This window comes from Streptomyces sp. NPDC048484, from assembly GCF_040651415.1.
Taxonomy (GTDB): Bacteria; Actinomycetota; Actinomycetes; order Streptomycetales; family Streptomycetaceae; genus Streptomyces.
On record NZ_JBEZJY010000005.1, the window covers coordinates 156411 to 180171 of the forward strand.

25 protein-coding genes are annotated in these 23761 nt (G+C 71.2%); 21 read left to right on the top strand and 4 right to left on the bottom strand.

Annotation, left to right across the window (positions count from 1 at the left end; genetic code table 11):
• The first annotated feature begins 68 nt into the window (after positions 1 to 68).
• The 7 genes from AB0D14_RS06930 (at position 69) to AB0D14_RS06960 (ending at position 8798) form a co-directional block, all read left to right on the top strand.
• Positions 69 to 746 (top strand): GntR family transcriptional regulator, encoded by a 678-nt coding sequence (locus AB0D14_RS06930; protein WP_362775601.1) that lies wholly within the window; start codon positions 69 to 71, stop codon positions 744 to 746.
• 90 nt (positions 747 to 836) lie between these two features.
• Entirely contained in the window at positions 837 to 1673 is an 837-nt protein-coding gene (locus AB0D14_RS06935) for a M55 family metallopeptidase (protein ID WP_362775602.1), read from the top strand.
• Positions 1666 to 3069, top strand: coding sequence for a M20/M25/M40 family metallo-hydrolase (locus tag AB0D14_RS06940; protein WP_362775603.1), 1404 nt, complete (start codon positions 1666 to 1668; stop codon positions 3067 to 3069). Before AB0D14_RS06935 ends, AB0D14_RS06940 begins: the two co-directional genes overlap by 8 nt.
• Before the next feature lie 9 nt (positions 3070 to 3078).
• On the top strand, positions 3079 to 5073 hold the full coding sequence (locus AB0D14_RS06945) for a prolyl oligopeptidase family serine peptidase (RefSeq protein WP_362775604.1): 1995 nt from the start codon (positions 3079 to 3081) through the stop codon (positions 5071 to 5073).
• A complete protein-coding gene (locus AB0D14_RS06950; RefSeq protein ID WP_362775605.1) occupies positions 5070 to 6023 on the top strand; it encodes an LD-carboxypeptidase in 954 nt (317 codons plus the stop codon). Before AB0D14_RS06945 ends, AB0D14_RS06950 begins: the two co-directional genes overlap by 4 nt.
• A gap of 136 nt (positions 6024 to 6159) precedes the next feature.
• Positions 6160 to 6705: a GNAT family protein gene (locus AB0D14_RS06955; protein WP_362775607.1), complete on the top strand. Its 546-nt coding sequence runs from the start codon at positions 6160 to 6162 to the stop codon at positions 6703 to 6705.
• A gap of 83 nt (positions 6706 to 6788) precedes the next feature.
• On the top strand, positions 6789 to 8798 hold the full coding sequence (locus AB0D14_RS06960) for a DUF5107 domain-containing protein (protein ID WP_362775609.1): 2010 nt from the start codon (positions 6789 to 6791) through the stop codon (positions 8796 to 8798).
• A gap of 2 nt (positions 8799 to 8800) precedes the next feature.
• Here the strand turns inward: AB0D14_RS06960 and AB0D14_RS06965 are convergent, their stop codons facing one another.
• The gene (locus AB0D14_RS06965) at positions 8801 to 9154 is read right to left on the bottom strand and encodes a VOC family protein (protein ID WP_362775610.1); all 354 of its coding nucleotides are present in this window, start codon (positions 9152 to 9154) and stop codon (positions 8801 to 8803) included.
• Positions 9155 to 9284: 130 nt separating this feature from the next.
• Between AB0D14_RS06965 and AB0D14_RS06970 the strand changes: the two genes are divergently transcribed.
• On the top strand, positions 9285 to 9722 hold the full coding sequence (locus AB0D14_RS06970) for a phage holin family protein (RefSeq protein WP_362775612.1): 438 nt from the start codon (positions 9285 to 9287) through the stop codon (positions 9720 to 9722).
• A gap of 124 nt (positions 9723 to 9846) precedes the next feature.
• On the opposite strand, the gene AB0D14_RS06975 is transcribed toward AB0D14_RS06970, so the two are convergent.
• Positions 9847 to 10803 (bottom strand): LLM class F420-dependent oxidoreductase, encoded by a 957-nt coding sequence (locus tag AB0D14_RS06975; protein ID WP_362775614.1) that lies wholly within the window; start codon positions 10801 to 10803, stop codon positions 9847 to 9849.
• A 189-nt stretch (positions 10804 to 10992) separates the two neighbouring features.
• On the opposite strand from AB0D14_RS06975, the gene AB0D14_RS06980 reads away from it, so the two are divergent.
• The 12 genes from AB0D14_RS06980 to AB0D14_RS07035 all read left to right on the top strand — a co-directional run bounded on the left by AB0D14_RS06980 (position 10993) and on the right by AB0D14_RS07035 (position 19281).
• Positions 10993 to 12840, top strand: a complete 1848-nt coding sequence (locus tag AB0D14_RS06980; protein ID WP_362775615.1) for a transketolase — start codon at positions 10993 to 10995, stop codon at positions 12838 to 12840.
• Positions 12837 to 13757 carry a non-homologous end-joining DNA ligase gene (gene ligD, locus AB0D14_RS06985; protein ID WP_362775616.1) on the top strand — a complete coding sequence of 307 codons (921 nt, stop codon included), beginning with the start codon at positions 12837 to 12839 and terminating at the stop codon, positions 13755 to 13757. The genes AB0D14_RS06980 and ligD overlap by 4 nt, the downstream gene beginning before the upstream one ends.
• Positions 13758 to 13816: 59 nt before the next feature.
• Positions 13817 to 14173: a gas vesicle protein gene (locus AB0D14_RS06990; protein ID WP_362775618.1), complete on the top strand. Its 357-nt coding sequence runs from the start codon at positions 13817 to 13819 to the stop codon at positions 14171 to 14173.
• Between the two features lie 132 nt (positions 14174 to 14305).
• On the top strand, positions 14306 to 14743 hold the full coding sequence (locus AB0D14_RS06995) for a gas vesicle structural protein GvpA (RefSeq protein WP_362775619.1): 438 nt from the start codon (positions 14306 to 14308) through the stop codon (positions 14741 to 14743).
• Positions 14740 to 15489, top strand: coding sequence for a GvpL/GvpF family gas vesicle protein (locus tag AB0D14_RS07000; protein ID WP_362775621.1), 750 nt, complete (start codon positions 14740 to 14742; stop codon positions 15487 to 15489). Before AB0D14_RS06995 ends, AB0D14_RS07000 begins: the two co-directional genes overlap by 4 nt.
• Before the next feature lie 25 nt (positions 15490 to 15514).
• Positions 15515 to 15778, top strand: coding sequence for a gas vesicle protein GvpG (locus AB0D14_RS07005; protein WP_362775622.1), 264 nt, complete (start codon positions 15515 to 15517; stop codon positions 15776 to 15778).
• Entirely contained in the window at positions 15778 to 16515 is a 738-nt protein-coding gene (locus AB0D14_RS07010; protein ID WP_362775815.1) for a DNA primase, read from the top strand. Before AB0D14_RS07005 ends, AB0D14_RS07010 begins: the two co-directional genes overlap by 1 nt.
• Positions 16508 to 17662, top strand: a complete 1155-nt coding sequence (locus AB0D14_RS07015; RefSeq protein ID WP_362775624.1) for an SRPBCC family protein — start codon at positions 16508 to 16510, stop codon at positions 17660 to 17662. The genes AB0D14_RS07010 and AB0D14_RS07015 overlap by 8 nt, the downstream gene beginning before the upstream one ends.
• Positions 17659 to 18018 carry a gas vesicle protein gene (locus tag AB0D14_RS07020; protein WP_362775625.1) on the top strand — a complete coding sequence of 120 codons (360 nt, stop codon included), beginning with the start codon at positions 17659 to 17661 and terminating at the stop codon, positions 18016 to 18018. The genes AB0D14_RS07015 and AB0D14_RS07020 overlap by 4 nt, the downstream gene beginning before the upstream one ends.
• The gene (locus tag AB0D14_RS07025; protein ID WP_362775626.1) at positions 18015 to 18779 is read left to right on the top strand and encodes a GvpL/GvpF family gas vesicle protein; all 765 of its coding nucleotides are present in this window, start codon (positions 18015 to 18017) and stop codon (positions 18777 to 18779) included. The genes AB0D14_RS07020 and AB0D14_RS07025 overlap by 4 nt, the downstream gene beginning before the upstream one ends.
• The gene (locus tag AB0D14_RS07030; RefSeq protein ID WP_362775628.1) at positions 18776 to 18964 is read left to right on the top strand and encodes a gas vesicle protein; all 189 of its coding nucleotides are present in this window, start codon (positions 18776 to 18778) and stop codon (positions 18962 to 18964) included. The genes AB0D14_RS07025 and AB0D14_RS07030 overlap by 4 nt, the downstream gene beginning before the upstream one ends.
• Positions 18961 to 19281: a gas vesicle protein K gene (locus tag AB0D14_RS07035; RefSeq protein WP_362775629.1), complete on the top strand. Its 321-nt coding sequence runs from the start codon at positions 18961 to 18963 to the stop codon at positions 19279 to 19281. Before AB0D14_RS07030 ends, AB0D14_RS07035 begins: the two co-directional genes overlap by 4 nt.
• A gap of 85 nt (positions 19282 to 19366) precedes the next feature.
• Here AB0D14_RS07035 and AB0D14_RS07040 read toward each other — a convergent pair whose 3' ends face one another.
• Both AB0D14_RS07040 and AB0D14_RS07045 read right to left on the bottom strand, forming a co-directional pair.
• The gene (locus AB0D14_RS07040) at positions 19367 to 20182 is read right to left on the bottom strand and encodes a class I SAM-dependent methyltransferase (RefSeq protein WP_362775631.1); all 816 of its coding nucleotides are present in this window, start codon (positions 20180 to 20182) and stop codon (positions 19367 to 19369) included.
• A 218-nt stretch (positions 20183 to 20400) separates the two neighbouring features.
• Positions 20401 to 21891, bottom strand: coding sequence for a phosphatase PAP2 family protein (locus AB0D14_RS07045; protein WP_362775633.1), 1491 nt, complete (start codon positions 21889 to 21891; stop codon positions 20401 to 20403).
• Positions 21892 to 21972: 81 nt separating this feature from the next.
• Between AB0D14_RS07045 and AB0D14_RS07050 the strand changes: the two genes are divergently transcribed.
• Complete coding sequence (locus AB0D14_RS07050; RefSeq protein ID WP_362775635.1) at positions 21973 to 23592, top strand: ATP-binding cassette domain-containing protein; 1620 nt, start codon at positions 21973 to 21975, stop codon at positions 23590 to 23592.
• The last annotated feature ends 169 nt before the right edge of the window (positions 23593 to 23761 follow it).

Here is a 23761-nt window from a genome sequence, read left to right on the forward strand (position 1 = left end):
GCCGTCCGCCTCGCTCGCCCCGCCCCGCCCTTCCCCTTCACCCTGCCCCTTCCGAAGGAGACCGACCGATGGCCGCCCAGCGCACCAGCGACCCCGCCCTGCCCACGCTGGGCGGCAAGAAGCCCAGCTATCGCGAGCGCGTCGCGGACGCGCTGCGGGCCGCCCTCATCGCGGGGGAGCTGCGTCCCGGCGAGGTCCACTCGGTACCGGCCCTCGCCGCCCGCTTCGGTGTCTCAGCCACCCCTGTCCGCGAGGCCATGCTGGACCTCGCCAAGGAGGGCCTCGTCGACACCGTGCCCAACAAGGGCTTCCGGGTCACCGCCGTCTCCGAGAAGCAGCTCGACGAATACACGCACATCCGCTCGCTCATCGAGGTGCCCACCACCGTGGGCCTCGCCACCTCCGCCGACCCCGCCGTCCTGGAGGCACTGCGACCCGTCGCGCAGGAGATCGTCACGGCCGCGGCGGCCGGCGACCTCATCGCGTACGTCGAGGCGGACATCCGCTTCCACCTCGGCCTGCTCGCTCTCGCGGGCAACGAGCACCTGGTCGCGGTGGTCGGCGACCTCCGCAAGCGCTCCCGGCTGTACGGCCTGCACGCCCTCGTCGAGGCCGGCCGCCTGGAGGCCTCCGCGGAGGAACACCTGGAGATCCTGGACGCGCTCGTCGCCCGCGACCAGGAGGCGGTACGTGCCGTCATGACGCGCCATCTCGGGCATGTACGGGGGCTCTGGGCGGCCGAGTGACTCCGGTGGCGACAACGCAGGTTTCAGTCGGTTCGTCCGGTTGACCGCCCGGCCCTGTGGGGCGCCGCGCGACTGCGATACAACTGGAGCATGGTAAAGATCCTCATCAGCGCAGACATGGAAGGCGCCACCGGGGTGACCTGGCCGGCCGACGTGCTGCCGGGTGCACCGGAGTGGGAGCGGTGCCGGTCGATGTTCACCTCGGACGTGAACGCCGCGGTCCTCGGCTTCTTCGACGGCGGCGCCGACGAGGTCCTCATCAACGAGGCCCACTCGACCATGCGCAACCTGCTCCTGGAGCAGCTGGACGAACGCGCGCAGATGCTCACCGGACGGCACAAGTCGCTCTCCATGGTGGAGGGTGTGCAGCACGGGGATGTCGACGGCATCGCCTTCGTCGGCTACCACGCGGGAGCGGGTATGGAGGGCGTCCTCGCCCACACCTACCTCGCCAACTCGATCACCGGCGTGTGGGTCAACGACGAGCGCGCCAGCGAGGGACTGCTCAACGCGCGGGTCGTCGCCGAGTACGGAGTCCCCGTCGTCCTGGTCACCGGGGACGACGTGGCCTGCGAGGACGCGCTCGGCTATGCGCCCGAGGCGTTGAAGGTCGCCGTCAAGGACCATGTTTCGCGGTACGCGGCCGTGTGCCGCACCCCGGCCCGTACGGCGGCGGACATCCGCTCGGCGGCCAAGGAGGCGGCGCGGCTCGCGGTGCGGCACGAGCCCGACCGGGCGGGGCCCTTCACCGTGGCCCTGGAGTTCGACGCCGAGCACCTCGCGATGGCGGCCACGGTCGTCCCGGGCGTCGGACGGACCGGGGAACGGAAGGTGGCGTACACCAGCGCCACCATGTACGAAGGCATCCGGACCTTCAAGGCGGTCACCACGATCGTCTCGGCCGCCGTGGAAGAGAGCTATGGCTGACAGAAGCGTGACCGACCAGAGCGTGACCGACCAGAGCGTGACCGATCAGAGCGTGGCTGACGAGCGGGGCGTCGGCGAACGGGCCGTCGACGAGCGGGCTCTGGACGAGGTCGTCCGGTTCACCTCCGATCTGATCCGGATCGACACGACCAACCGGGGTGGTGGCGACTGCCAGGAACGGCCGGCCGCCGAGTACGCCGCCGCACGGCTCGCCGAGGCCGGTCTGGAGCCGACCCTCCTGGAGCGCACCAAGGGGCGTACGAACGTCGTCGCGCGCCTGGAGGGCACCGACCCGTCCGCCGACGCGCTGCTCGTCCACGGCCACCTGGACGTCGTACCGGCGCAGGCGGAGGACTGGAGTGTCCATCCGTTCTCCGGTGAGATCCGCGACGGGGTCGTCTGGGGGCGGGGCGCGGTCGACATGAAGAACATGGACGCGATGATCCTCGCGGTCGTCCGGCAGTGGGCGCGCGCCGGTGTACGGCCCCGTCGTGACCTGGTGATCGCGTTCACCGCGGACGAGGAGGCGAGCGCCGTGGACGGATCCGGCTTCCTCGCCGACCAGCACCCGGGGCTCTTCGAGGGATGCACCGAGGGCATCAGCGAGTCCGGGGCGTTCACCTTCCACGACGGCAGCGGTCGCGAGCTGTACCCGGTCGCGGCCGGCGAGCGCGGCACCGGCTGGCTGAAGCTCACCGCCCGCGGCCGGGCGGGCCACGGATCCAAGGTGAACCGGTCCAACGCGGTGACCCGCCTCGCCGCCGCCATTGCGCGAATCGGCGCCCACCAGTGGCCCGTCCGGCTCACCCCGACGGTCCGCGCCGCGCTCACCGAACTCGCCGCGCTGTACGGCGTCGAGCCCGACCTCGACGACCCCGACGGCGTCGACGCGCTGATGGCGAAGCTCGGCCCCGCCGCCTCCCTCGTCGAGGCCACGGTGCGCAACAGCGCCAACCCGACCATGCTGGACGCCGGTTACAAGGTCAACGTGATCCCCGGGGAGGCCGTCGCGCACGTCGACGGACGCTTCCTGGCCGGTACCGAGGACGAGTTCCGGGCCACCCTCGACCAGCTCACCGGGCCGGACGTGGAGTGGGAGTTCGCCCACCGCGAGGTCGCCCTGCAGGCGCCGCTGGACTCGACGACGTACGCCCGTATGCGGGCCGTCGTGGAGGAGTTCGCGCCCGAGGGGAACGTCGTGCCGTACTGCATGTCGGGCGGCACGGACGCCAAACAGTTCTCGCGCCTGGGCATCACGGGTTATGGTTTCGCGCCGTTGAAACTTCCGCCGGGCTTCGACTACCAGGCCCTCTTCCATGGCGTCGACGAGCGGGTGCCCGTCGAGGCACTGCACTTCGGCGTCCGGGTACTCGACCGCTTTCTGCGTACGGCCTAAGGGAAGAAAATGGGGGACACAGTGCAGACGCTGGCCTACGGTTCCTGGCCCTCGCCCATCGACGCGGCGCTCGCCGCCGCGCACGACGGACACCCCGACTACGTCGGTTTCGTGGGCGACGAGGCATGGTGGACGGAACCCCGGCCCGCCGAGGGCGGCCGCCGCACCCTGGTGCGCCGCCGCCCCGACGGCACCGAGGAGTCGGTGCTGCCCGCCCCGTGGAACGTCCGCAGCCGTGTCATCGAGTACGGCGGACAGCCCTGGGCCGGCGCGGTCCGGGACGAGGGCCCGGTGGTGGTGTTCGTCAACTTCGCCGACCAGCGGCTGTACGCGTTCGAGCCCGCCGATCCCCGGAGTGTGCCGCGCCCACTCACCCCCGTGTCCTCCGTCGGCGGCGGACTGCGCTGGGTGGACCCGCAGGTGCGTCTTGAACTCGGCGAGGTCTGGTGCGTACTGGAGGAGTTCACCGGTGACGGGCCCAGCGATGTGCGGCGGCTCGCCGCGGCGGTGCCGCTGGACGGATCGGCCGCCGAGGACCGGGACGCGGTGCGCGAACTCACCGACGACCGGCACCGGTTCGTCACCGGGCCGCGGGTCTCGCCCGACGGGCGGCGCGCGGCCTGGCTGGTCTGGGACCACCCGCGGATGCCGTGGGACGGGACCGAGCTGCTGGTGGCCGAGGTGGCTCCCGACGGGACGCTGGGGGAGCCCCGGAAGGCCGCGGGCGGACCGGACGAGGCGATCGCCCAGGCCGACTGGGGCCGCGACGGATCCCTCCTGTACTCCAGCGACCGCACCGGCTGGTGGAACCTCTACCGTGTCTCCGGTGACGAGCCGCCCTTCAACCTGTGCACCCGCGAGCAGGAGTTCGGCGGACCGCTGTGGACGATCGGGCGGCGCTGGTTCGCGCCGCTGGACAGCGGGCTGATCGCCGTCGTGCACGGCCGGGGCGCCGCCGCTCTCGGCATCCTCGACCCGGAGAGCGGCGAGGTCGTCGACGCGGCCGGGCCCTGGACCGAGTACGAGCCCACCCTCGCCGTCGACGGCAGCCGCGTCGTCACCGTCGCCGCCAGCCCGCGCAGCGCGTACGAGGTCGTGGAACTCGACGCCCGCACCGGACGGGCCCGCGTCGTGGGAGCCGCGCACAACGACCCGGTGGACCCCGCGTACTACCCGGAACCGCAGATCCGTACGTTCACCGGGCCCGCCGGACGGGAGATACACGCACACGTCTACCCGCCCCATCATCCCGGCCAGGTGGCTCCCGGCGACGTGCTTCCGCCCTACGTCGTCTGGGCGCACGGCGGTCCGACCGGCCGCGCCCCGCTCGTCCTCGACCTGCAGATCGCGTACTTCACCTCGCGCGGCATCGGGGTCGCCGAGGTGAACTACGGCGGCTCGACCGGGTACGGCCGCGAGTACCGCAACCGGCTGCGCGAGCAGTGGGGTGTCGTGGACGTCGAGGACTGCGCGGCCGTCGCCCTCGCCCTCGCCGAGGAAGGCACCGCCGACCGCGACCGGCTGGCCGTCCGGGGCGGCAGCGCGGGCGGCTGGACCGCGGCCGCCTCGCTGGTCGGCACCGACGTGTACGCGTGCGCGACGATCCTCTACCCCGTCCTCGACCTCGTGGGCTGGGGCGAGGGCGAGACCCACGACTTCGAGTCCCAGTACCTGGAGAGCCTGGTCGGACCGCTCGCCGAGGTGCCCGCACGATACGCGGAGCGTTCGCCCGTCGAGCACGCCGACCAGGTCACCGCGCCCTTCCTGCTCCTCCAGGGCCTCGACGACGTCATCTGCCCGCCGGCCCAGTGCGAGCGCTTCCTGGCCAGACTGGAGGAGCGGGCGCGGTCCGTGCCGCACGCCTACCTGACCTTCGAGGGGGAGGGCCACGGGTTCCGCCGCGCCGACACGATGGTGCGGGCCCTGGAAGCCGAACTCGCCCTGTACGCCCAGGTGTTCGGCCTCAATCCGCCCGATGTCCCCGCACTGGAGCTCAGCAAGTGAAGGAACGGGCGGGGGCAGGGCGGAACAGGAAGGAACTCACCAGGCCCCGGCGCCTTGCCGCCGGGGCCCGTGTCGCCGTCGTCGCGCCCAGCGGCCCGGTGCCCGAGGAACGGCTCCAGGCGGGCCTCGACATCCTGCGCGGCTGGGACCTGGACCCGGTCGTGGCACCCCATGTCCTGGACCGGCACGAGCGGTTCGGCTATCTGGCCGGCACGGACGCCGACCGGGCGGCGGACCTGCAGTCCGCCTGGTGCGACCCGTCCGTGGACGCGGTGTTCGGCGCCCGCGGCGGTTACGGCGCCCAGCGCGTCGTCGAGCTCCTCGACTGGGACGCCCTGCGGGCCGCGGGACCCAAGGTGTTCCTCGGCTTCAGCGACGTCACGGCCCTCCACGAGGCCTTCGCGACCCGGCTGGGCCTCGTGACGCTGCACGGGCCGATGGCCGCGGGCATCGACTTCATCAAGAACGCCCGTGCCCAGGAACACCTCCGGGCGACCCTCTTCGAGCCGGAGTCCGTGCGGACCATCGGATCGGCCGGGCAGGCCCTGGTCCCGGGGCGGGCCACGGGCGTCCTCCTCGGTGGCTGTCTGTGCCTGCTCGCCGCCGAACTCGGCACACCGCACGCCCGGCCCTCCGCACGCGGCGGCCTGCTCTGCCTGGAGGACGTGGGTGAGGAGACGTACCGCCTGGACCGCTACCTCACCCAGCTCCTGCGCGCCGGCTGGTTCGACGGCGTCACCGGGATCCTGCTCGGCTCCTGGGAGCGGTGCGGCCCGTACGAGCGGGTGCGGGAGCTGGTCCTGGACCGGCTCGGCGGGCTCGGGGTGCCGATCGCCGAGGAGTTCGGTTTCGGGCACGGCGAGGGGGCGCTGACGATCCCGTTCGGGGTGCGGGCGGAGCTGGACGCGGAAGCGGGAACGCTGACGCTGGAGGAGCCGGCCCTGACGTGACACCCGCGCCCACGTTTCAGGGGCGGGGGAACGGCGCATTCTTCAGGGGCGCGGGGAACTGCGCGACAAGCCCCCACCGGCCTGCAGATCCCCACCACGCTACGAGCGAAGCGGAGCGCAGGCGTACCGTGGCGGGATGTCCGGCTCCACCGCGTACCTCGCCGAAGGCCCCCGCGTGGGCATACGCCCCTTCCGCCACGAGGACGGCGCCGAGTTCACCGCCCGGGTGCGGGAGAGCAAGGCCCTGCACCAGCCGTGGCTCTTCCCGCCCGGCACGCCGGCCGCCTACGCCTCGTACGCGGGACGGCTGATCGACGATCCGACGAAGGCCGGGTTCCTCGTCTGCGAGAAGGCCGGCGGGGGGATCGCCGGGTTCATCAACATCAACAACATCGTCGAGGCCGCCTTCCTGTGCGGGGTGCTCGGTTACGGGGCCTTCGCGCACGCGGCCGGACGCGGGCTCATGAGTGAGGGGCTCGACCTGGTCGTGCGGTACGCGTTCGACGGGCTCCGCCTGCACCGGCTGGAGATCAACGTCCAGCCGGACAACGCCGCCTCGATCGCGCTGGCCCGCCGCTGCGGCTTCCGCCTGGAGGGCTTCTCACCGGAGTTCCTCTTCATCGACGGCGCCTGGCGGGACCATGAGCGCTGGGCCATCACCGCGGATATGATTCGAATGTGAGTTCCCACGACTGGGCCTTTGCGCAATTCTGACCGGATCCTGACCGGAAGAGCCCCTGGTCGGCTCGTCCTCCACCCTGTTCCATGGTCGACGTGACGACCATCCGACGTGACGTACTGACGCTTCCGGTCGCGGAACTGGGCCCCACCAACCCCCTGCCCCCACTGTGTCCGCTCGACGAGACGCACCACGTGGACGAGCGGGAACGCGAGGGGCTGCCCCGTGACATGGCCCGGCAGATCGGGTACGAGCCGCTGCGCAGCCTCCTGCCCGAGCGCGTCCGGGACGGATACGGGAGAAGCCGCTCGCCCCGCGAGGTCGGGACCCTCGTCCTGGAGAACGACCGGCTGCGCGCGACCGTGCTGCCCGGCTTCGGCGGCCGGGTCGTCTCGCTCTTCCACAAGCCGTCAGACCGTGAACTCCTCTACCGCAACCCGGTGTTGCAGCCCGCGGACTTCGCACTCAACGGCGCCTGGTTCTCCGGCGGCATCGAGTGGAACATCGGCGCCACCGGCCACTCGACCCTCGCCTGCTCCCCCCTGCACGCCGCCCGCGTCGTCGCTCCCGACGGCACGGAGATGCTGCGTCTGTGGGAGTGGGAGCGGCTGCGCGACCTGCCCTTCCAGGTCGACCTGTGGCTGCCGGAGGGCTCCGACTTCCTGTACGTCGGCGTCCGCGTCCGCAATCCGCACGAGAAGGCCGCGCCGCTGTACTGGTGGTCCAACACGGCCGTCCCCGAGGAGCGCCGGGTGCTCGCGCCCGCCGAGAACGCCTGGCATTTCGGGTACGAGCGGCGGCTGCGCCGGGTGGAGGTCCCGGCGTACGAGGGCGTCGACCGTACGTATCCGCCGCACAGCGAGTTCCCGGCCGACTACTTCTACGAGGTGCCCGACGGGCAGCGGCGCTGGATCACCGCCCTGGACGAGGCGGGGCACGGGCTGGTGCAGACGTCCACCGACGTGCTGAGCGGACGCAAACTCTTCGTGTGGGGCTCCGGCACCGGCGGGCGCCGCTGGCAGGAATGGCTCACCGAGCCCGGCACCGGCGGCTACTGCGAGATCCAGGCAGGGCTCGCTCGCACCCAGTTGGAGCACGTGCGCCTCGAAGCGGGGAGCGAGGCGGCGTGGCTGGAGGCGTACGGGCCGCTGAGCGCCGACGCCCGCCGGGTGCACGGCGACGACTGGGCCGCAGCGCGCGCCGCAGTCGAGGACGGGCTGGAACAGACCTTGCCGCGCCGGGAGTTCGAGACTGCGTACGAGCACTGGCGGGCGGCCGCCGACACCGAACCCGGAGAGGTGCTCGCCGTCGGCTCCGGCTGGGGCGCCCTCGAAGTGTTGCGCGGGGCACACAAATTGCCCGGCACCCCCTTCGACGAGTCCACGCTCGGGAGCGCCCAGCGGCCGTGGGTGGAGCTGCTCGGATCCGGTTGCTTCCCGGAGCCGCGCCGCGCCGGACCGCCCGGGGAGACGCTCGTCGCCCCGCACTGGCGGGACATGCTGGAGACGGCCCCCGCGCAGCCGCACACCGAGTACCACCTCGGAGTCGCCCAATGGCACGCCGATGACCGGGCCCAGGCCGTGCGCAGCTGGGAGCGGGGGCTCGAACTCGCTCCGTCCGTCTGGCCGTTGCTGCGCTGCCTCGCCGTCGCCGACCGGGAGGCGGGAAACCGGGAACGGGCCGCCGACCGGTACGCGGACGCCTTCGACGACCTGTGCCGGGAGCGGCGCGACGACGGCGAGACCTGGACGGCGGCCACCGCCGCGCTCGGGCGCGAGGCGATCGGCGCGCTGCTCGCGGCGCAGCGCACCACGGGCGCGCGTTCCGTGTGGGAACGGCTGCGCCCGGCTACCCGCGAACGCGGCCGGTTCCGGCTGATCGAGGCGCAGTTGCTGTGCGCCGAGGGCGACAGGGACGCGGCGCGGGCCGTCTTCGACGCGGGGTTCGACGTGGCCGACCTGCGCGAGGGAGCCGAGGCGATCGGGGAGCTGTGGTTCCGGATCTCCGACGAACCGCTGCCCGAGCGTTACGACTTCCGGATGCGGCCGCCCGCCACCGACGCAACCGACGCCACCGCTGCCGACGGCGTCGGCTGAACCTACTGCGCCGTGCGGCGGTCCGCGTACTCGTACACGTAGCCGTCCGGGTGCATCGCTATCAGGTTGCGGCCGGCGGGAGTTGCCAGCGGGCCCGCAAGGACGTGGGCGCCCGAGTCGGTGAGTACCCGGTGGGCCTCGTCGACGTCCTTGACGGCGATGGTCGCCGACACCTTGCGGAGCACCTCCAGTTCCGCCTCCGGGCCGCTCATCAACAAGAAGCAGCCGACCGCGGCGGCGGAGACCCCACCGCGCTCGTAGCGGAGCGCAGGTCCGCCCGCGAGTCTCTCGTAGAAGGGGACCGCAGTCTCCAGGTCGTCGACGCAGATGCGCAGCGTAGCTCCCAGAATGTCCATGCGAACGAGCCTAGTTGGGACGGGCCGGGAAGGAGATCGTTTTGTACGGATCCCATGTCCCGGCCGGGCCGGCACGTTCCGCCCGGCCCGGCGGGCGTTACGCGCCGGGGGCCGCGGGTACCCGGCGGGCATGGACCGCATCGATCGCATGGAACATCTGGACAAGCATCTGGCCGACGAGTTGGCGCAGGTGGCCCGTGACGCCATACGCGAGGAACTGCGGGAGCAGACCCGCAAGCAGCGCCGTACGGCAGCCCTGTACGCCGCGTCCGGTGCCGTCGCCCTGTACGCGGGCGCGGCCCTCGCGCTCACGGTCGGTCTCGCCCTCGCGCTCGGCCTGCCCGACTGGGCGGCGGCGCTGATCACCGCCGCCGTGCTCGGCGCGCTGGCCTTCGCGCTGCGGAACGCGGCGCGGCCGTCGGCGTCCCGGCCCACGCCGGACCGGCCCATGCCGGAGGGGCGCACTCCGGAGGAGGCCGCCGTTCCGCCGATGCCGAAGGTCGCGCCTCCCGTACCGGGTGCGGGCGCGGTGACCGATCCCGCGGCACGGGGCACCGGGGCGCGGTGAGCCCCGCCGCGGTTGCGAACCCACATGCCGGATTGAAAACCCACATGCCGACCGGGGCCACAACGACGTGGCCCCGGTCTTCGCCGTCCAGCGGCTGCTCCTGCAGCTACCCCTGCAGCTGTATCTACCCCTGCAGCTGCGGCAGCACCTTCGTGCGGTAGAAGTCGAAGAAACCGCGCTGGTCGGGACCGACCTGGCCGACGTAGACCCGGTCGAAGCCCGCGTCCGCGAAGGCGGAGAGCGCGGAGACATACTCGTCGACGTCGTCACCGCACACCGTGTTCTCGGCGACCATCTCCTGTGTGACCAGCGGCTCCAGCTGCTCGAAGTGCTTCGGTGAGGGGAGCACCTGGCCCATCTCGCCGGGCAGCAGCTGGTTGGACCAGAGCCGGCGGACCGTACGCACGGCCTCGTCGCGGTCCTGCCCGTAACAGACCTTCGTGCCGCCGCTGACCGGTTTGGCGCCCCCGCCGCCCCGCCGGAACTGCTCCACCATCGGCTCGTCCGGCGCCATGGTGACGTAACCGTCGCCGACCCGCGCCGCGAGGGCCGTCGCCTGAGGGCCGAAACCGGAGATGTCGATCGGTACGGGCTCGTCGGGGACCGTGTAGAGGCGGGCGTTGTGGACCGTGTAGTGGGGCCCGGAGTGGTTGACCTCCTCGCCGGTGAAGAGCTTGCGCATCACCTGGATGGCCTCTTCCAGCATCTCCAGCCGGACGTGCGTGGGCGGCCAGGCATCGCCGAGGATGTGCTCGTTGAGCGCCTCACCGCTGCCGACACCGAGCCGGAAGCGGCCGTCCGTCATCACCGCACTGGTCGCCGCGGCCTGCGCCACCACCGCCGGATGGAGCCGGACGGTCGGACAGGTCACCGCGGTGGCGATCGGCAGGGAGACGGCCTCCGACAGAGCGCCGATCACCGACCAGACGAAGGGGCTCTGGCCCTGCGCGTCGTTCCACGGGTGGTAGTGGTCCGAGATCCACAGCGACTGGAACCCGGCCTGCTCGGCCATCCTCGCCTGCTCGACGAGGTCCGAGGGGCCGAACTCCTCGGTGGACAGGAAATAGCCGTATTCGGGCATGGGAGCACCTCCATAACGGCCCTGGCGGGGCCATCCAGCGGGTCCCCTCGTGGCCTGGCGCGAAACGCCGCCAACCGGGTGGCCCGACGTTTGGGCACCCCGACGAGGGGGACGTGGAAGGCCCCGTACGAGCGATCCCGCCGGAGGCGACCCACACCCCGGACCCGATCACCCTGTGGAAGGAACGACATGAACACCCCCCAACTCACCGAACTGGGGCAGCAGTTGCGCGTCGACAGTGTGCGCGCGGCTGCCGCGGCGGGCTCCGGGCACCCCACCTCGTCGATGTCCGCCGCCGATCTCATGGCGGTCCTGCTCGCCCGACAGCTCCGCTACGACTTCGAGCGGCCCTCCCATCCGGGCAACGACCGCTTCGTACTCTCCAAGGGGCACGCCTCGCCGCTGCTGTACGCCGCGTACAAGGCCGCCGGGGCGATCGACGACAGCGAACTCCTGACGTTCCGCACCCTGGGCAGCCGGCTCGAAGGCCACCCGACGCCGCGCCGTCTGCCGTGGGTGGAGACCGCCACCGGATCGCTGGGCCAGGGACTGCCCGTCGGCGTGGGCATCGCCCTGTCGGGCAAGCGCCTCGACCGGGTGGGCTACCGCGTGTGGGTGCTGTGCGGCGACAGCGAGATGGCCGAGGGCTCCGTCTGGGAGGCCGCCGAGCACGCCGGGCACGAGCAGCTGGACAACCTCACCGTGATCGTGGACGTCAACCGGCTCGGCCAGCGCGGCCCGACCCGGCACGGCCACGACCTCGACGCCTACGCCCGCCGCTTCCGGGCCTTCGGCTGGCACACCGTCGAGGTCGACGGCCATGACGTCGAGGACATCGAGCGGGCGTACGGCGAGGCCGTGTCCACGGCCGGACAGCCGACCGCGATCCTGGCCCGCACCCTCAAGGGAAAGGGCGTCGCGTCCGTGGAGGACCGCGAAGGCCTGCACGGCAAGCCGCTGCCCCACGCCGACGAGGCGATCGAGGAACTCGGCGGAGTACGTGACCTGCGCGTCGAGGTCCAGCAGCCGCCCGCCGCACGGATGCTGCACGCCGTACGCACCGGACACCTGGAGCTGCCGCGCTGGGAGACCGGTGACGAGGTCGCCACCCGGGACGCCTACGGTCAGGCGCTCACCGCGCTCGGCACGTCCCGCGGAGATGTCGTCGCGCTCGACGGCGAGGTGAGCGACTCCACCCGTGCCGAGTTCTTCGCGAAGGAACACCCCGACCGGTTCTTCGAGTGCTACATCGCCGAGCAGCAGCTCGTGGGGTCCGCCGTGGGGCTCGCCACGCGCGGCTGGGTGCCGTTCGCGTCCAGCTTCGCCGCGTTCCTCACCCGCGCCCACGACTTCGTCCGGATGGCGGCGGTCAGCGGCGTGGGCGTCAATCTCGTCGGCTCGCACGCGGGTGTCGCGATCGGTGAGGACGGACCCTCGCAGATGGGCGTCGAGGACCTGGCCATGTTCCGGGCGGTGTACGGCTCGACCGTGCTCTACCCGTGCGACGCCAACCAGACGGCCAGGCTGGTCGCCACGATGGCGGACCTCGAAGGTATCCGCTACCTGCGCACCTCACGCGGTGGCATGCCGGTCCTGTACGGGCCGGACGAGGAGTTCCCCGTCGGCGGCAGCAAGGTGCTGCGGGTCTCCCGGCAGGACCGGCTGACCGTCGTCGCCGCCGGAGTCACCGTGCACGAGGCGCTGAAGGCCGCCGACACGCTGGCCGCCGACGGGATTCCCGTACGGGTCATCGACCTGTACTCGGTCAAGCCCGTCGACCGGGAGACCCTGCGCGAGGCCGCCGAGCAGACCGGCTGCCTGCTCACCGTCGAGGACCACCACCAGGAGGGCGGTATCGGCGACGCGGTCCTCGACGCCTTCCTCGACGGCCGTCCCACACCGCGCCTGGTCCGCCTCGCCGTACGCGACATGCCCGGTTCGGCCACCCCCGCCGAGCAGTTGCGCGCGGCGGGCATCGACGCCGAGTCGATCGTGGCCGCGGCGAAGCTCCTGGTGGAGAGTGCGGTCGTGCGATGACCGCCGTAGGCGCGGGCCGGCGCACCGTCGAGGTGCACCGGCCGGACAAGGTGCTGTTCCCCGGCGGTGGAGGGGTGAAGGAGTACACGAAGGCGGACCTCGTCGAGTACTACCGGGAGATCGCCCCGTTCATGTTGCCGCATCTGCGGGGGCGGCCCCTGATGCTGGAGCGGCACCCGGACGGGCTCGACGGGCCCATGTTCATGCAGAAGAACGTCCAGGACCACTACCCCGACTGGGTCCGCCGGGTCGAGGTGGCCAAGGAGGGCGGCACGGTCCTGCACCCCGTGTGCGAGGACACCGCGACCCTCGTCTACCTCGCCGACCAGGCCTGCCTGACCGTCCACCGGTGGCTCGCCCGGGTGTCGTCCGACGGCGGGGTCGGCCGGCCGGACCTGATGGTCTTCGACCTCGACCCCGCCACCGACGACTTCGAGCCGGTACGCGACACGGCCCGGCTCCTCGGCGAACTCCTCGACGAACTCCGGCTGCCGTCCGCCCTGATGACCACCGGCTCGCGCGGACTGCACGTCGTCGTGCCGCTCAACGGGCGCCACGACTTCGACGAGGTGCACGGCTTCGCCAAGGACGTCGCCGACGCGCTCGCCGAGACACACCCCGGCCAACTCACCACGCAGGCCCGCAAGAAGGACCGCGGCGACCGGCTCTATCTGGACATCCAGCGCAACGCCTACGCCCAGACCGCGGTCGCCCCCTTCACCGTCCGGGCCAAGCCGGGCGCCCCGGTCGCCATGCCCGTCACCTGGGACCAGCTCGACGAACCGGAACTCGGCGCGCGCCGCTGGACGATCACCGACGCGGTCGACCAGGCCCGCACCAACCCCTGGTCAGGGCTGCTGCGAAGCGGCCGCGCCCTCGGGCCCGCCAGGCGCCGACTGGACGCCCTGCGCGGCTGATCACCGACACTCGTAGGTTTGGCCAACGATCGGCGGGCCACTCGGAATTCGAGGTGGCCATGACGAACACATCCAACACATCAGGTTCACAGAGTTCATCGAACTCATCCGAGGGCAAGCGGAAAGAAGAGACGGACGACGACGCGATGGGCCCCATGGACGTGCTGCGCCAGGCACGTGCCCAGCTCTCCGAACTGACCGGCATGGAGGCCGAGTCGGTGTCGTCGTTCGAACGCACCGAGGACGGCTGGACGCTGGAGATCGAGGTCCTGGAACTGGTCCGGGTCCCCGACACGATGAGCCTGCTCGCGAGCTACGAGGTGACCCTCGATCCGCGGGGCGAACTCACCGGGTACCGGCGCGTCCGCCGTTACGAACGCGGGAGGGCCGACGCACGGAAGCCCGGTGGCCGGTAGGCCGCCCACCCGCTCACACATCCCGACACACATACCGACCGACCTACCGACTGACATCCCGACACACATACCAACTGACGCAGACGTCTCCACTGACACAGACGTCTGAACTGACAAGGAGGGCCGGTCGCTATGACCGTGGTTCCGGCACAGCAATCCGGCGGCGGAGGTGGCTCCAGCGGCCTCTACGACGTCCTTGAGCTCGTTCTCGATCGGGGGCTCGTCATCGACGCCTTCATTCGGGTCTCCCTCGTCGGCATCGAGATCCTGAAAATCGACATACGTGTCGTCATCGCCAGCGTCGACACCTATCTGCGCTTCGCCGAGGCGTGCAACCGCCTCGACCTGGAGGCCGGCCCGAAGCGCAGCCCCGGGCTCCCCGACCTGGTCGGTTCGATCACCGAGTCGGGCGCTCGCGGCAAGTCGAAGGGTGCACTGTCCGGCGCCGCCGAGACCATCTCGGACGCGTTCAAGCAGTCCCGCGAGGAAGGCCAGGAGGGCCAGACCGAGTCCCGCCCGCGTGCCCGCAAGTCCACCGCCGCTTCGCGCCGTAAGGAGGAGCAGGAGTGAGCACGTATGTCTACGGCATCACGTCCAGTTCGCTGCCTTCGCTCCCCGAGGACACGGAAGGCGTCGGTGAGCCGGCGCGGCCGGTGCGCGTCATCAAGGAAGGTGACCTCGCCGCGGTCGTCAGTGACGCGCCCGAAGGGCTGCGGCCCAAGCGCAGGGACCTGCTCGCCCACCAGAACGTGTTGGCCGAGGCGGGTGCGGGCGGCCCGGTGCTGCCCATGCGGTTCGGCAGTGTCTCGACGGACGACGCGGCCGTGGCCGGTGTCCTGGCAGAGCGCGCCGACCACTTCAAGGAGCGTCTCGACGCACTGGCGGGCAAGGTCGAGTACAACGTCAAGGCCACCCACGACGAAGAGGCCGTACTGCACCGGGTGATGTCCGAGAACCCCGAGGTGCGGGCGCTCACCGAGGCCAACCGCAGCGCGGGCGGCGGCGGTTACGACGACAAGTTGCGGCTCGGCGAGATGGTGGTCGCCGCGGTGAAGAACCGTGAGGTGGAGGACGCCGCCGAGATCCAGCAGGCCCTGGGGCCGGTCGCCGCCGGCGTGAGCGCGGGCCCCGAATCCACCGGGTGGCTGGCCAACCTCTCGTTCCTCGTGGACCGCGAGTCGGCCGAGACGTTCATGGCCGCCGTCGAAGAGGTCCGCAAGGCACACCCGCATCTCGATCTGCGCGTCCATGGACCGCTGCCGCCCTACAGCTTCGTAGAGCCGGGCCCTTCCGCGCCGGCCGAGGCGGGCAACTGATGGCCTGAAGCGAGGAGTTGATGGCATGGGGCTGATCGGAGAGGTCCTGATGCTGCCGTTCGCCCCGGTGCGCGGCAGCCTCTGGGCGATGAAGCAGGTGGTGAACGAGGCCGAGCGCCAGTACTACGACCCCGCGGCGGTCCGTGCCGAGCTGGGCGCCCTCGAAGAGCGCCTTGAGGCCGGTGAGATCGACGAGGCGGAGTTCGACCGCATGGAGGACGAGCTCCTCGACAGGCTGGAGATAGCCATGACCAGGGGCACCGCTGCAGACAACAACGGGACACGATGATGAATCGACTGGGCATGGGCCTCGCCGTAGGGGCCGGGTACGTCCTCGGACGTACGAAGAAGATGAAACTGGCGTTCGCCATCGGCACCATGGTGGCCGGCAAGCGGATGCACCTCAGCCCGCGTGCCCTCGCGGATCTGGCCTCCCAGCAGCTGCAGAACAACCCGCAGTTCAAGGAGATCGGGGACCAGCTGCGCCAGGACATGCGCGGAGTGGGCAAGGCCGCCACCGGAGCACTCGTCGAGCGGCAGATCACGGGTCTCGCCGACCGGCTGCACGGACGGACCAGCCAGGTGAAGGACCAGCTGGCCGGCGTGGTCCCGGTCGAGGTCCCGGATGTGCCGGGGGCCGGCGGCAAGATCGGCGGCAAGAAGCGCCGCAGCCAGGACGACGAACCGGACGACGAGTACGACGAGCGGCATGACGGCTCGGACGCCGAGGACGAGCAGTACGACGACTCGGACGACTCGGCCCGCCGCACACGCGACGCGGACGACGAGGCGGGAGACCGCGAGTCGGACGCGGACGAGTCGGACGAGGACGAGGAGAGGCCGCGCAAGCGGGCGCCCGCGAAGAAGGCCGCCGAGAAGCGGGGCCCCGGCAAGAAGGCTCCGGCGAAGAAGACGGCGGCGAGGGCCGCGAAGAAGGCTCCGGCGAAGAAGACGGCCGCGGCGAAGACGGCCACGCGCCGCGCTTCCGGGGCCCGTGCGACAAGGGGAGGCGGCGACGATGACTGACACTCTCGGGTCCGCGACCAAGCAGGCCAAGAGCAATCCGCTGACCTCCGTCGCGCAGAGTGCGGCAGTGGACCGGCTCAAGGAGGAGGCCCAGGCGTACCTGGCCGCCCAGACCCAGCGCCTGCTGGTCGGAGTCGGCCACAAGCTCGGCGAGACGACGGGCAAGCTCAACGACATCGCCTCGGGCGACAGCCCCGGCTTCGCCAAGCTCGCTCTCGACGGCGGCCGCAAGCTGTCCGAGGGCAAGGGGCCGATGAGGACCGCGCTGGAACTCGGCGCGGGAAAGGCCAAGGACAGCGTGGTCGGCGCCTTCAAGAACCTGACCGGCGGCAAGGGCGGCAAGCGCAAGGGCGGCGCCGGCAAGAAGCCGACCGTCATCATCGAGTTCATCGATGTCGGTGTGCCGCTGCGCACCGCGTACGACCAGTGGACCCAGTACCAGGACTTCAGCAACTTCGCCAAGGGCGTCAAGAACGCGAACCGCGCCGACGACACGACGTCCGACTGGCAGATGAAGATCTTCTGGTCCAGCCGCAGCTGGAAGGCCCACACCACCGAGCAGGTGCCGGACCAGCGGATCAGCTGGACCTCGGAGGGCGCCAAGGGCACCACGAAGGGCGTCCTCACCTTCCACTCGCTCGGCGAGAACCTCACCCGTGTCCTGCTGGTCATCGAGTACTACCCCAAGGGGCTGTTCGAGAAGACCGGCAACATCTGGCGCGCCCAGGGCCGCAGGGCACGCCTCGACCTCAAGAACTATGCTCGTTTCATCATGATCAAGGGCGAGGCTGAGGACGGCTGGCGCGGCGAGATCCGCGACGGCGAGGTGGTCCAGAGCCACGAGGACGCGATCGCGGAGGAGGAAGAGGCCGAGCAGACCTCCGGGGACGCGGAGGCCTCGGCCGACGAGGAGGCTCCGGAGAACGAGGAGTCCATGGAGGACGAGGTTCCCGAGGACGAAGAGCTCCTGGAGGACGACGAGGACGCTCCGGAGGCCGAGTACGAGGACGAGCCGGAGGACGAGGAGGCGTACGAGGACGAGGAAGGCGCGTACGCCGAGGAGGAGGACGAGCCGGAGAAGGAAGAGGCGGTCGAGGAGGCGGACGAGGACGAACGTGAGCCCGCCGGGGCCAGGGGCCGTCGATGACCACGGCTCAGCGCTTCCCCGACCCTTACGGGAGCGGCGGCGGCGCCAACCTCGCGGACATCCTCGAACGGGTGCTGGACAAGGGCATCGTGATCGCGGGCGACATCCGCATCAACCTGCTGGACATAGAACTGCTCACCATCAAACTGCGGCTCATCGTCGCCTCCGTCGACAAGGCGAAGGAGATGGGTATCGACTGGTGGGAGACCGATCCGCAGCTGTCCTCCCGCGCCGGACGTGACGAACTCGTCCGTGAGAACGCCGAGTTGCGGGCGCACGTCGCCGAACTGGAGGACGCGCGAGCCGCAGTGCCCGCGCGTGAGCGTGAACCCTCACAGGAGGAAGCCCAAGGATGAGTGGCCTGCGCTACGTCTACGCCGTCTGCCGCCCGTTCGGTACGCCCCTGCCGGCCCAGCTGACAGGGGTGGCCGGCGTGCCGCCGAAGCGGCTGGTCCACCACGGTCTGGTCGCCGTCGTGGGCCAGGTGCCCGAGGCGGACTTCGCGGAGGAGCCCCTGCGGGCCCACCTGGAGGACCTGGACTGGCTCGGCGCGACCGCGCGGGCCCACCAGAACGTGATCGACGCACTCACCGTCGTCACCTCGCCGCTGCCGCTCCGGCTCGCCACGGTGTTCCGGGACGACAGCGGCGTCCGGACGATGATGGAGCAGCGGGAGGAGATCTTCCTGCGGACCCTCGACCGGCTCGACGGGCGGGTCGAATGGGGAGTGAAGGTGTACTCGGAACCCACGGAGGAGACCGGCAAACCGGATTCGGAGGAGGCCGGGAAGACGGGTTCGGGGCGCGACTATCTGCGGCAGCGGCGCAACCAACGCAGAGAACACGAGGAGAAGTGGGAGCAGGCCGAGCAGTTCGCGCGCCGGCTCCACGAGTCCCTTTCCGGGTACGCGGAGGACACCCGGATCCACGCGCCGCAGAACGCGGCGCTTTCCCGCGCACCCGGCCGGAACATCCTGAACGCCGCATATCTGGTGCCGCGGATGGAATCCGAGGCGTTCGTGGAGCTGGTGGACCGTACGAAGGACGACGCGCCAGGGCTGCGTGTCGAACTCACCGGTCCATGGGCGGCCTACTCGTTCAGTGGGGAGGACGCGTGACTGTCGTGGAACGCCGGGAGGTCGCCCTTGTCGACCTGCTCGACCGGCTGCTCGCGGGTGGGGTCGTCATCACCGGTGACCTCACCCTGCGGATCGCGGACGTCGATCTCGTACGCATCGACCTGAACGCGCTCATCAGCTCGGTGAACGAAAACGTTCCCGCACCGTGGGGAGATCTGCCGTGAGCGCGGACGAGGTGGTGAGCGGGGGCGAGGTCGGGAAGTCCAGGCGCAGCCGCCTCGACCTCGAACCGGACACGGTGGAGCGGGACCTCGTCAAACTCGTGCTGACCGTGGTCGAGCTGCTGCGCCAGTTGATGGAGCGGCAGGCCGTGCGCCGGTTCGACACGGGGGACCTGTCGGAGGACCAGGAGGAGCGGATCGGCCTCACGCTGATGCTCCTGGACGACCGGATGGCCGAGCTGCGGGACCGCTACGGACTGCGGCCCGAGGACCTGAATCTGGACCTCGGGCCGCTGGGGCCACTACTTCCCAGGGAATAGATACTTCCCCGGGAATCCCGTGGAACAGGGAAGAGTGGGTTTTACCTCCTGCCGGACGGGTTTCCCAATGGGAAAAGTGGAGAAATCAGGCAGGCTTCCGGCACAGAATTTCTCCGTGCAGGACGGAGAACCAGGCGTCCTCCTGCCGCCCCCACGCCCGCCAGGCCTCCGCCACCGTGTCCAGCTGTTCCGCGGTGGCGTGGCCGCCCTCCGTGGCACGGTCCGCGTAGGCGGAGGCGACCGTGCGGTCCGCCCACAGGCCGCTCCACCAGGCGCGTTCCTCGGCGGTCGAGTAGCACCAGGTGCCGGCGGACGCGGTGATGTCCTCGAAGCCGGCCGCCAGCGCCCAGGACTTGAGGCGCCGCCCGGCGTCCGGTTCACCGCCGTTGGCGCGGGCCACCCGCCGGTACAGGTCGAGCCAGTCGTCCATGCCCCGGGACGGCGGATACCAGGTCATCGCCGCGTAGTCCGAGTCCCGGACGGCGACGTAGCCCCCTGGCTTCGTGACCCGGTACATCTCCCGCAGCGCCTGTACGGGGTCGCCCACGTGCTGCAGCACCTGGTGGGCGTGGACGACGCAGAACGTGTCGTCCGGCTGGTCCAGCGCGTGGACGTCCGCGACGGCGAACCCGACGTTCTCCAGGCCGCGTTCGGCGGCTGTGGCGCGTGCCTGGTCCAGGATGCCCGGGGCGTGGTCGACGCCGGTGACGTGACCGTCCGGCACCAGTTCGGCCAGATCGGCGGTGATGGTGCCGGGCCCGCAGCCGATGTCCAGGATGCGCATATGGGGCTTCAGTGAGCCGAGGAGATAGGCCGCCGAGTTGGCGGCCGTGCGCCAGGTGTGCGAGCGCAGCACGGACTCGTGGTGGCCGTGCGTGTAGACGGCGGTCTCCTTCGGCATGGCGGCGTCCCCTTCACTCGTACCGGACCCCGCGGACCGACTCCGCCGGGGGTACGCGTCAAGCTACGCCGCCATGTCGAATAATGAGACCCACGTCTTGCGATACGGACTAGTATCTCGCCGACGTAGCCAGGCTCGCGGCCGCTCTCCTCCTCCTCCTTCTCCTTCTCGTTCGCCGCGTGGCCGGTCAGGTCGACGAGTGATCGGCGAGGCTGGGATCAGCGGGGCCGGCTGGGTCGGTAGACCGTCAGTGCTTCCGGGAGCTTCTGGATCGTCACGTCGCCCTCCACCTCGGTGACTTCGCCGTCGAAGGCCAGCCAGGTGCCCGGCTCGACACCCTGCACCCGAAGACCCCCGACCCGGAGCGCCGCGTGCGAGTGGGAGCGGGTCAGCGGTCCGGCCACGGCCGCGGCCAGGAGACGTACGGCCGGGAAACGGCCGCCGTGCACGACCCGCACGTCGAGGCGGCCGTCCGCGAGGTCGTAACGGCGGGCGGGGATCGGCCCCATCCGGTGGTAGGTGCCGTTTCCGGCGAACAGGAGCCACAGCGGCTGTTCCTTGCCATTGAACTCGGCACGCAGAGGATGCCGGCCCGCGCGCAGGACGCGCAGGGTCGAGACCACTCCGGCCGGCCAGCCGCCGATCCGCTTCGACCAGCGGTCCCGCTCGCGCACCAGCTCCGGATAGACGCCCAGGCTGCAGTTGTTGAGGAAATAGCCCTCCAGGTCACCCGCGGAGAACCGGCCCACGTCGACCCGTACGGCGTCGCCGTCAGTCAGGGCACGGCTCAGGCCGCGTACGTCCTCCACGCCCAGGTCCTGCGCGAAATGGTTGAGCGTGCCGCCCGGCAGCACGGCGAGCGGGAGGTCGTGGCGCAGGGCCACCGTGGCGCCCGCGTTGATCGTGCCGTCGCCACCGCACACCCCCAGCACCTCGGCGCGTGCCGCCGCCTTCTCCAACTCGGCCACCAAGTAGGCCGGTTCGCACTCCACGACCTCGGCGAGCGGCAGGGCGTCACCGATGGCACGCATACGGTCCGCGGTGCCCGCCGACTTGTTGACCACGAGCACCAGGCCCTCCCCGTCCCGCAGGGCCGGCACGTCCGCGCGCGGACGCCCGGGGGCCGGCAGCTGGTCACGCGTCGGCACCAGGGCGCGTACGGCGAAGGCGGCGCCCACTCCGAACGCCGCACCGGCGAGGACGTCGCTCGGGAAGTGCGCACCCGTGTAGATACGGGACAGGGCAACGGCGGCGGCCACCGGGGCCACCACCGCGCCCAGCGGGCGGGACTCCAGGGCGACGCCCGTCGCGAAGGCCGCCGCCGACGCCGAGTGGCCCGAGGGGAAGGAGGTGGTGATCGGCTGCCTCTTCAGCTGCCGCATCGCCGGCACGGCGTCCAGCTGGGGGCGCGGGCGACGCACTGAGCGCTTGCCCACCGTGTTGATCGTGGCCGAGGCCAGGGCGAGCGAGGTGATACCGCGGACGGCCGCGCGGCGCGCCCGCGGCGAACGTGTCGCCGCGAGGGCCGCCGCTGCGCCGAACCACAGCAGCCCGTGGTTCGCGCTGCGGCTCAGCCTCGGCAGCAGCGGATCGGCGCCCGGCCAGTGCCGGGTCGCGACTGCCTCGAAAGCGCGGCGGTCCAGGGTCATGAACCGGCGGAACAGGGCATGGCCGGGCCCGGTGGCGGTGAGGTCTATGTCTGCGGTCATGCCCCATCGTGTACCCCGGCGGGCCCGTGGTTCGCATTTCCGTTTGCTCCGTCCCCCGTTCGCCACGGACAATGCGCGACCATGGGACATCTCGAAGCGGCGCACCTGGAGTACTACCTTCCCGACGGGAGGGCGCTGCTCGGCGACGTCTCCTTCCGGGTGGGCGAAGGGGCCGTGGTCGCGCTGGTGGGGCCCAACGGCGCCGGTAAGACAACCCTGCTGCGGTTGATCTCGGGCGAGCTGAAACCGCATGGCGGCACCGTCACGGTGAGCGGCGGACTCGGCGTGATGCGCCAGTTCGTGGGATCCGTACGGGACGAGACGACCGTGCGCGACCTGCTCGTGTCGGTGGCCCAGCCACGGATCCGCGAGGCGGCCCAGGCCGTGGACCGCGCCGAGCACGCCATGCTGACGGTCGACGACGAGGCCGCCCAGCTCCAGTACGCGCAGTCCCTCTCCGACTGGGCGGAGGTCCAGGGGTACGAGGCCGAGACGCTCTGGGACATGTGCACCATGGCCGCGCTCGGCGTGCCGTACGACAAGGCGCAGTTCCGCGAGGTACGGACCCTGTCGGGCGGTGAGCAGAAGCGGCTCGTGCTGGAAGCACTGCTGCGCGGCTCCGACGAGGTGCTGCTGCTCGACGAACCGGACAACTACCTCGACGTGCCCGGCAAGCGCTGGCTGGAGGAGCGGCTGCGGGAGACCCGCAAGACCGTCCTGTTCGTCTCCCACGACCGGGAACTGCTCGCCCGCTCCGCCGAGAAGATCGTCAGCGTGGAGCCGGGTCCTGCCGGGGCCGACGCCTGGGTGCACGGCGGCGGTTTCGCCACGTACCACGAGGCCCGCCGCGAGCGCTTCGCGCGCTTCGAGGAGCTGCGGCGGCGCTGGGACGAGAAGCACGCCCAGCTCAAGAAGCTGGTGCTCAATCTGCGCCAGGCGGCCTCCATCAGTCATGAGCTGGCCTCGCGGTATCAGGCGGCTCAGACCAGGCTGCGCAAGTTCGAGGAGGCCGGGCCGCCGCCGGAGCCGCCGCGCGAGCAGGACATCACGATGCGCCTGCACGGCGGACGCACCGGCATACGGGCCGTGACGTGCAAAGGGCTCGAACTCACCGGGTTGATGCAACCCTTCGACCTGGAGGTCTTCTACGGCGAGCGGGTCGCAGTGCTCGGCTCGAACGGCTCGGGCAAGTCGCACTTCCTGCGTCTGCTGGCGGGTGGCGACGTCACGCACACGGGGGAGTGGAAGCTCGGCGCGCGGGTCGTCGCGGGCCACTTCGCGCAGACCCACGCCCACCCCGAACTGGAGGGGCGCCCCCTGCTCGACATCCTGTGGACCGAGCACGCCCAGGACCGCGGCGCCGCGATGTCGCGGCTTCGGCGGTACGAGCTGACGGCCCAGGCGGAGCAGCGGTTCGACCGGCTGTCCGGTGGCCAGCAGGCCCGCTTCCAGATTCTCCTGCTCGAACTGGAGGGTTCCACGGCCCTGCTCCTCGACGAGCCGACCGACAACCTCGACCTGGAGTCCGCCGAGGCCCTGCAGGAAGGGCTGGAGGCCTATCAGGGAACGGTGCTGGCCGTTACCCACGACCGATGGTTCGCTCGCGCGTTCGACCGCTATCTGGTGTTCGGCAGCGACGGCCGGGTGCGGGAGACGGCGGAGCCGGTCTGGGACGAGCGGCGGGTGGAGCGGTCGCGGTAGCGCAGTCGCCGGACGGCGTGGGACGTCGGGGCTTGTCGTGCGGTTCCCCGCGCCCCTGGAGGGCCTGCGGCCCTGGATGTTCGTAAGGTGGAGGAGAAGAGTGGAGGAGAAGGGTGGAAGAGAAGAACCGGACAGCCGGACCACACCGACGGACGTGACGATCGGGGTA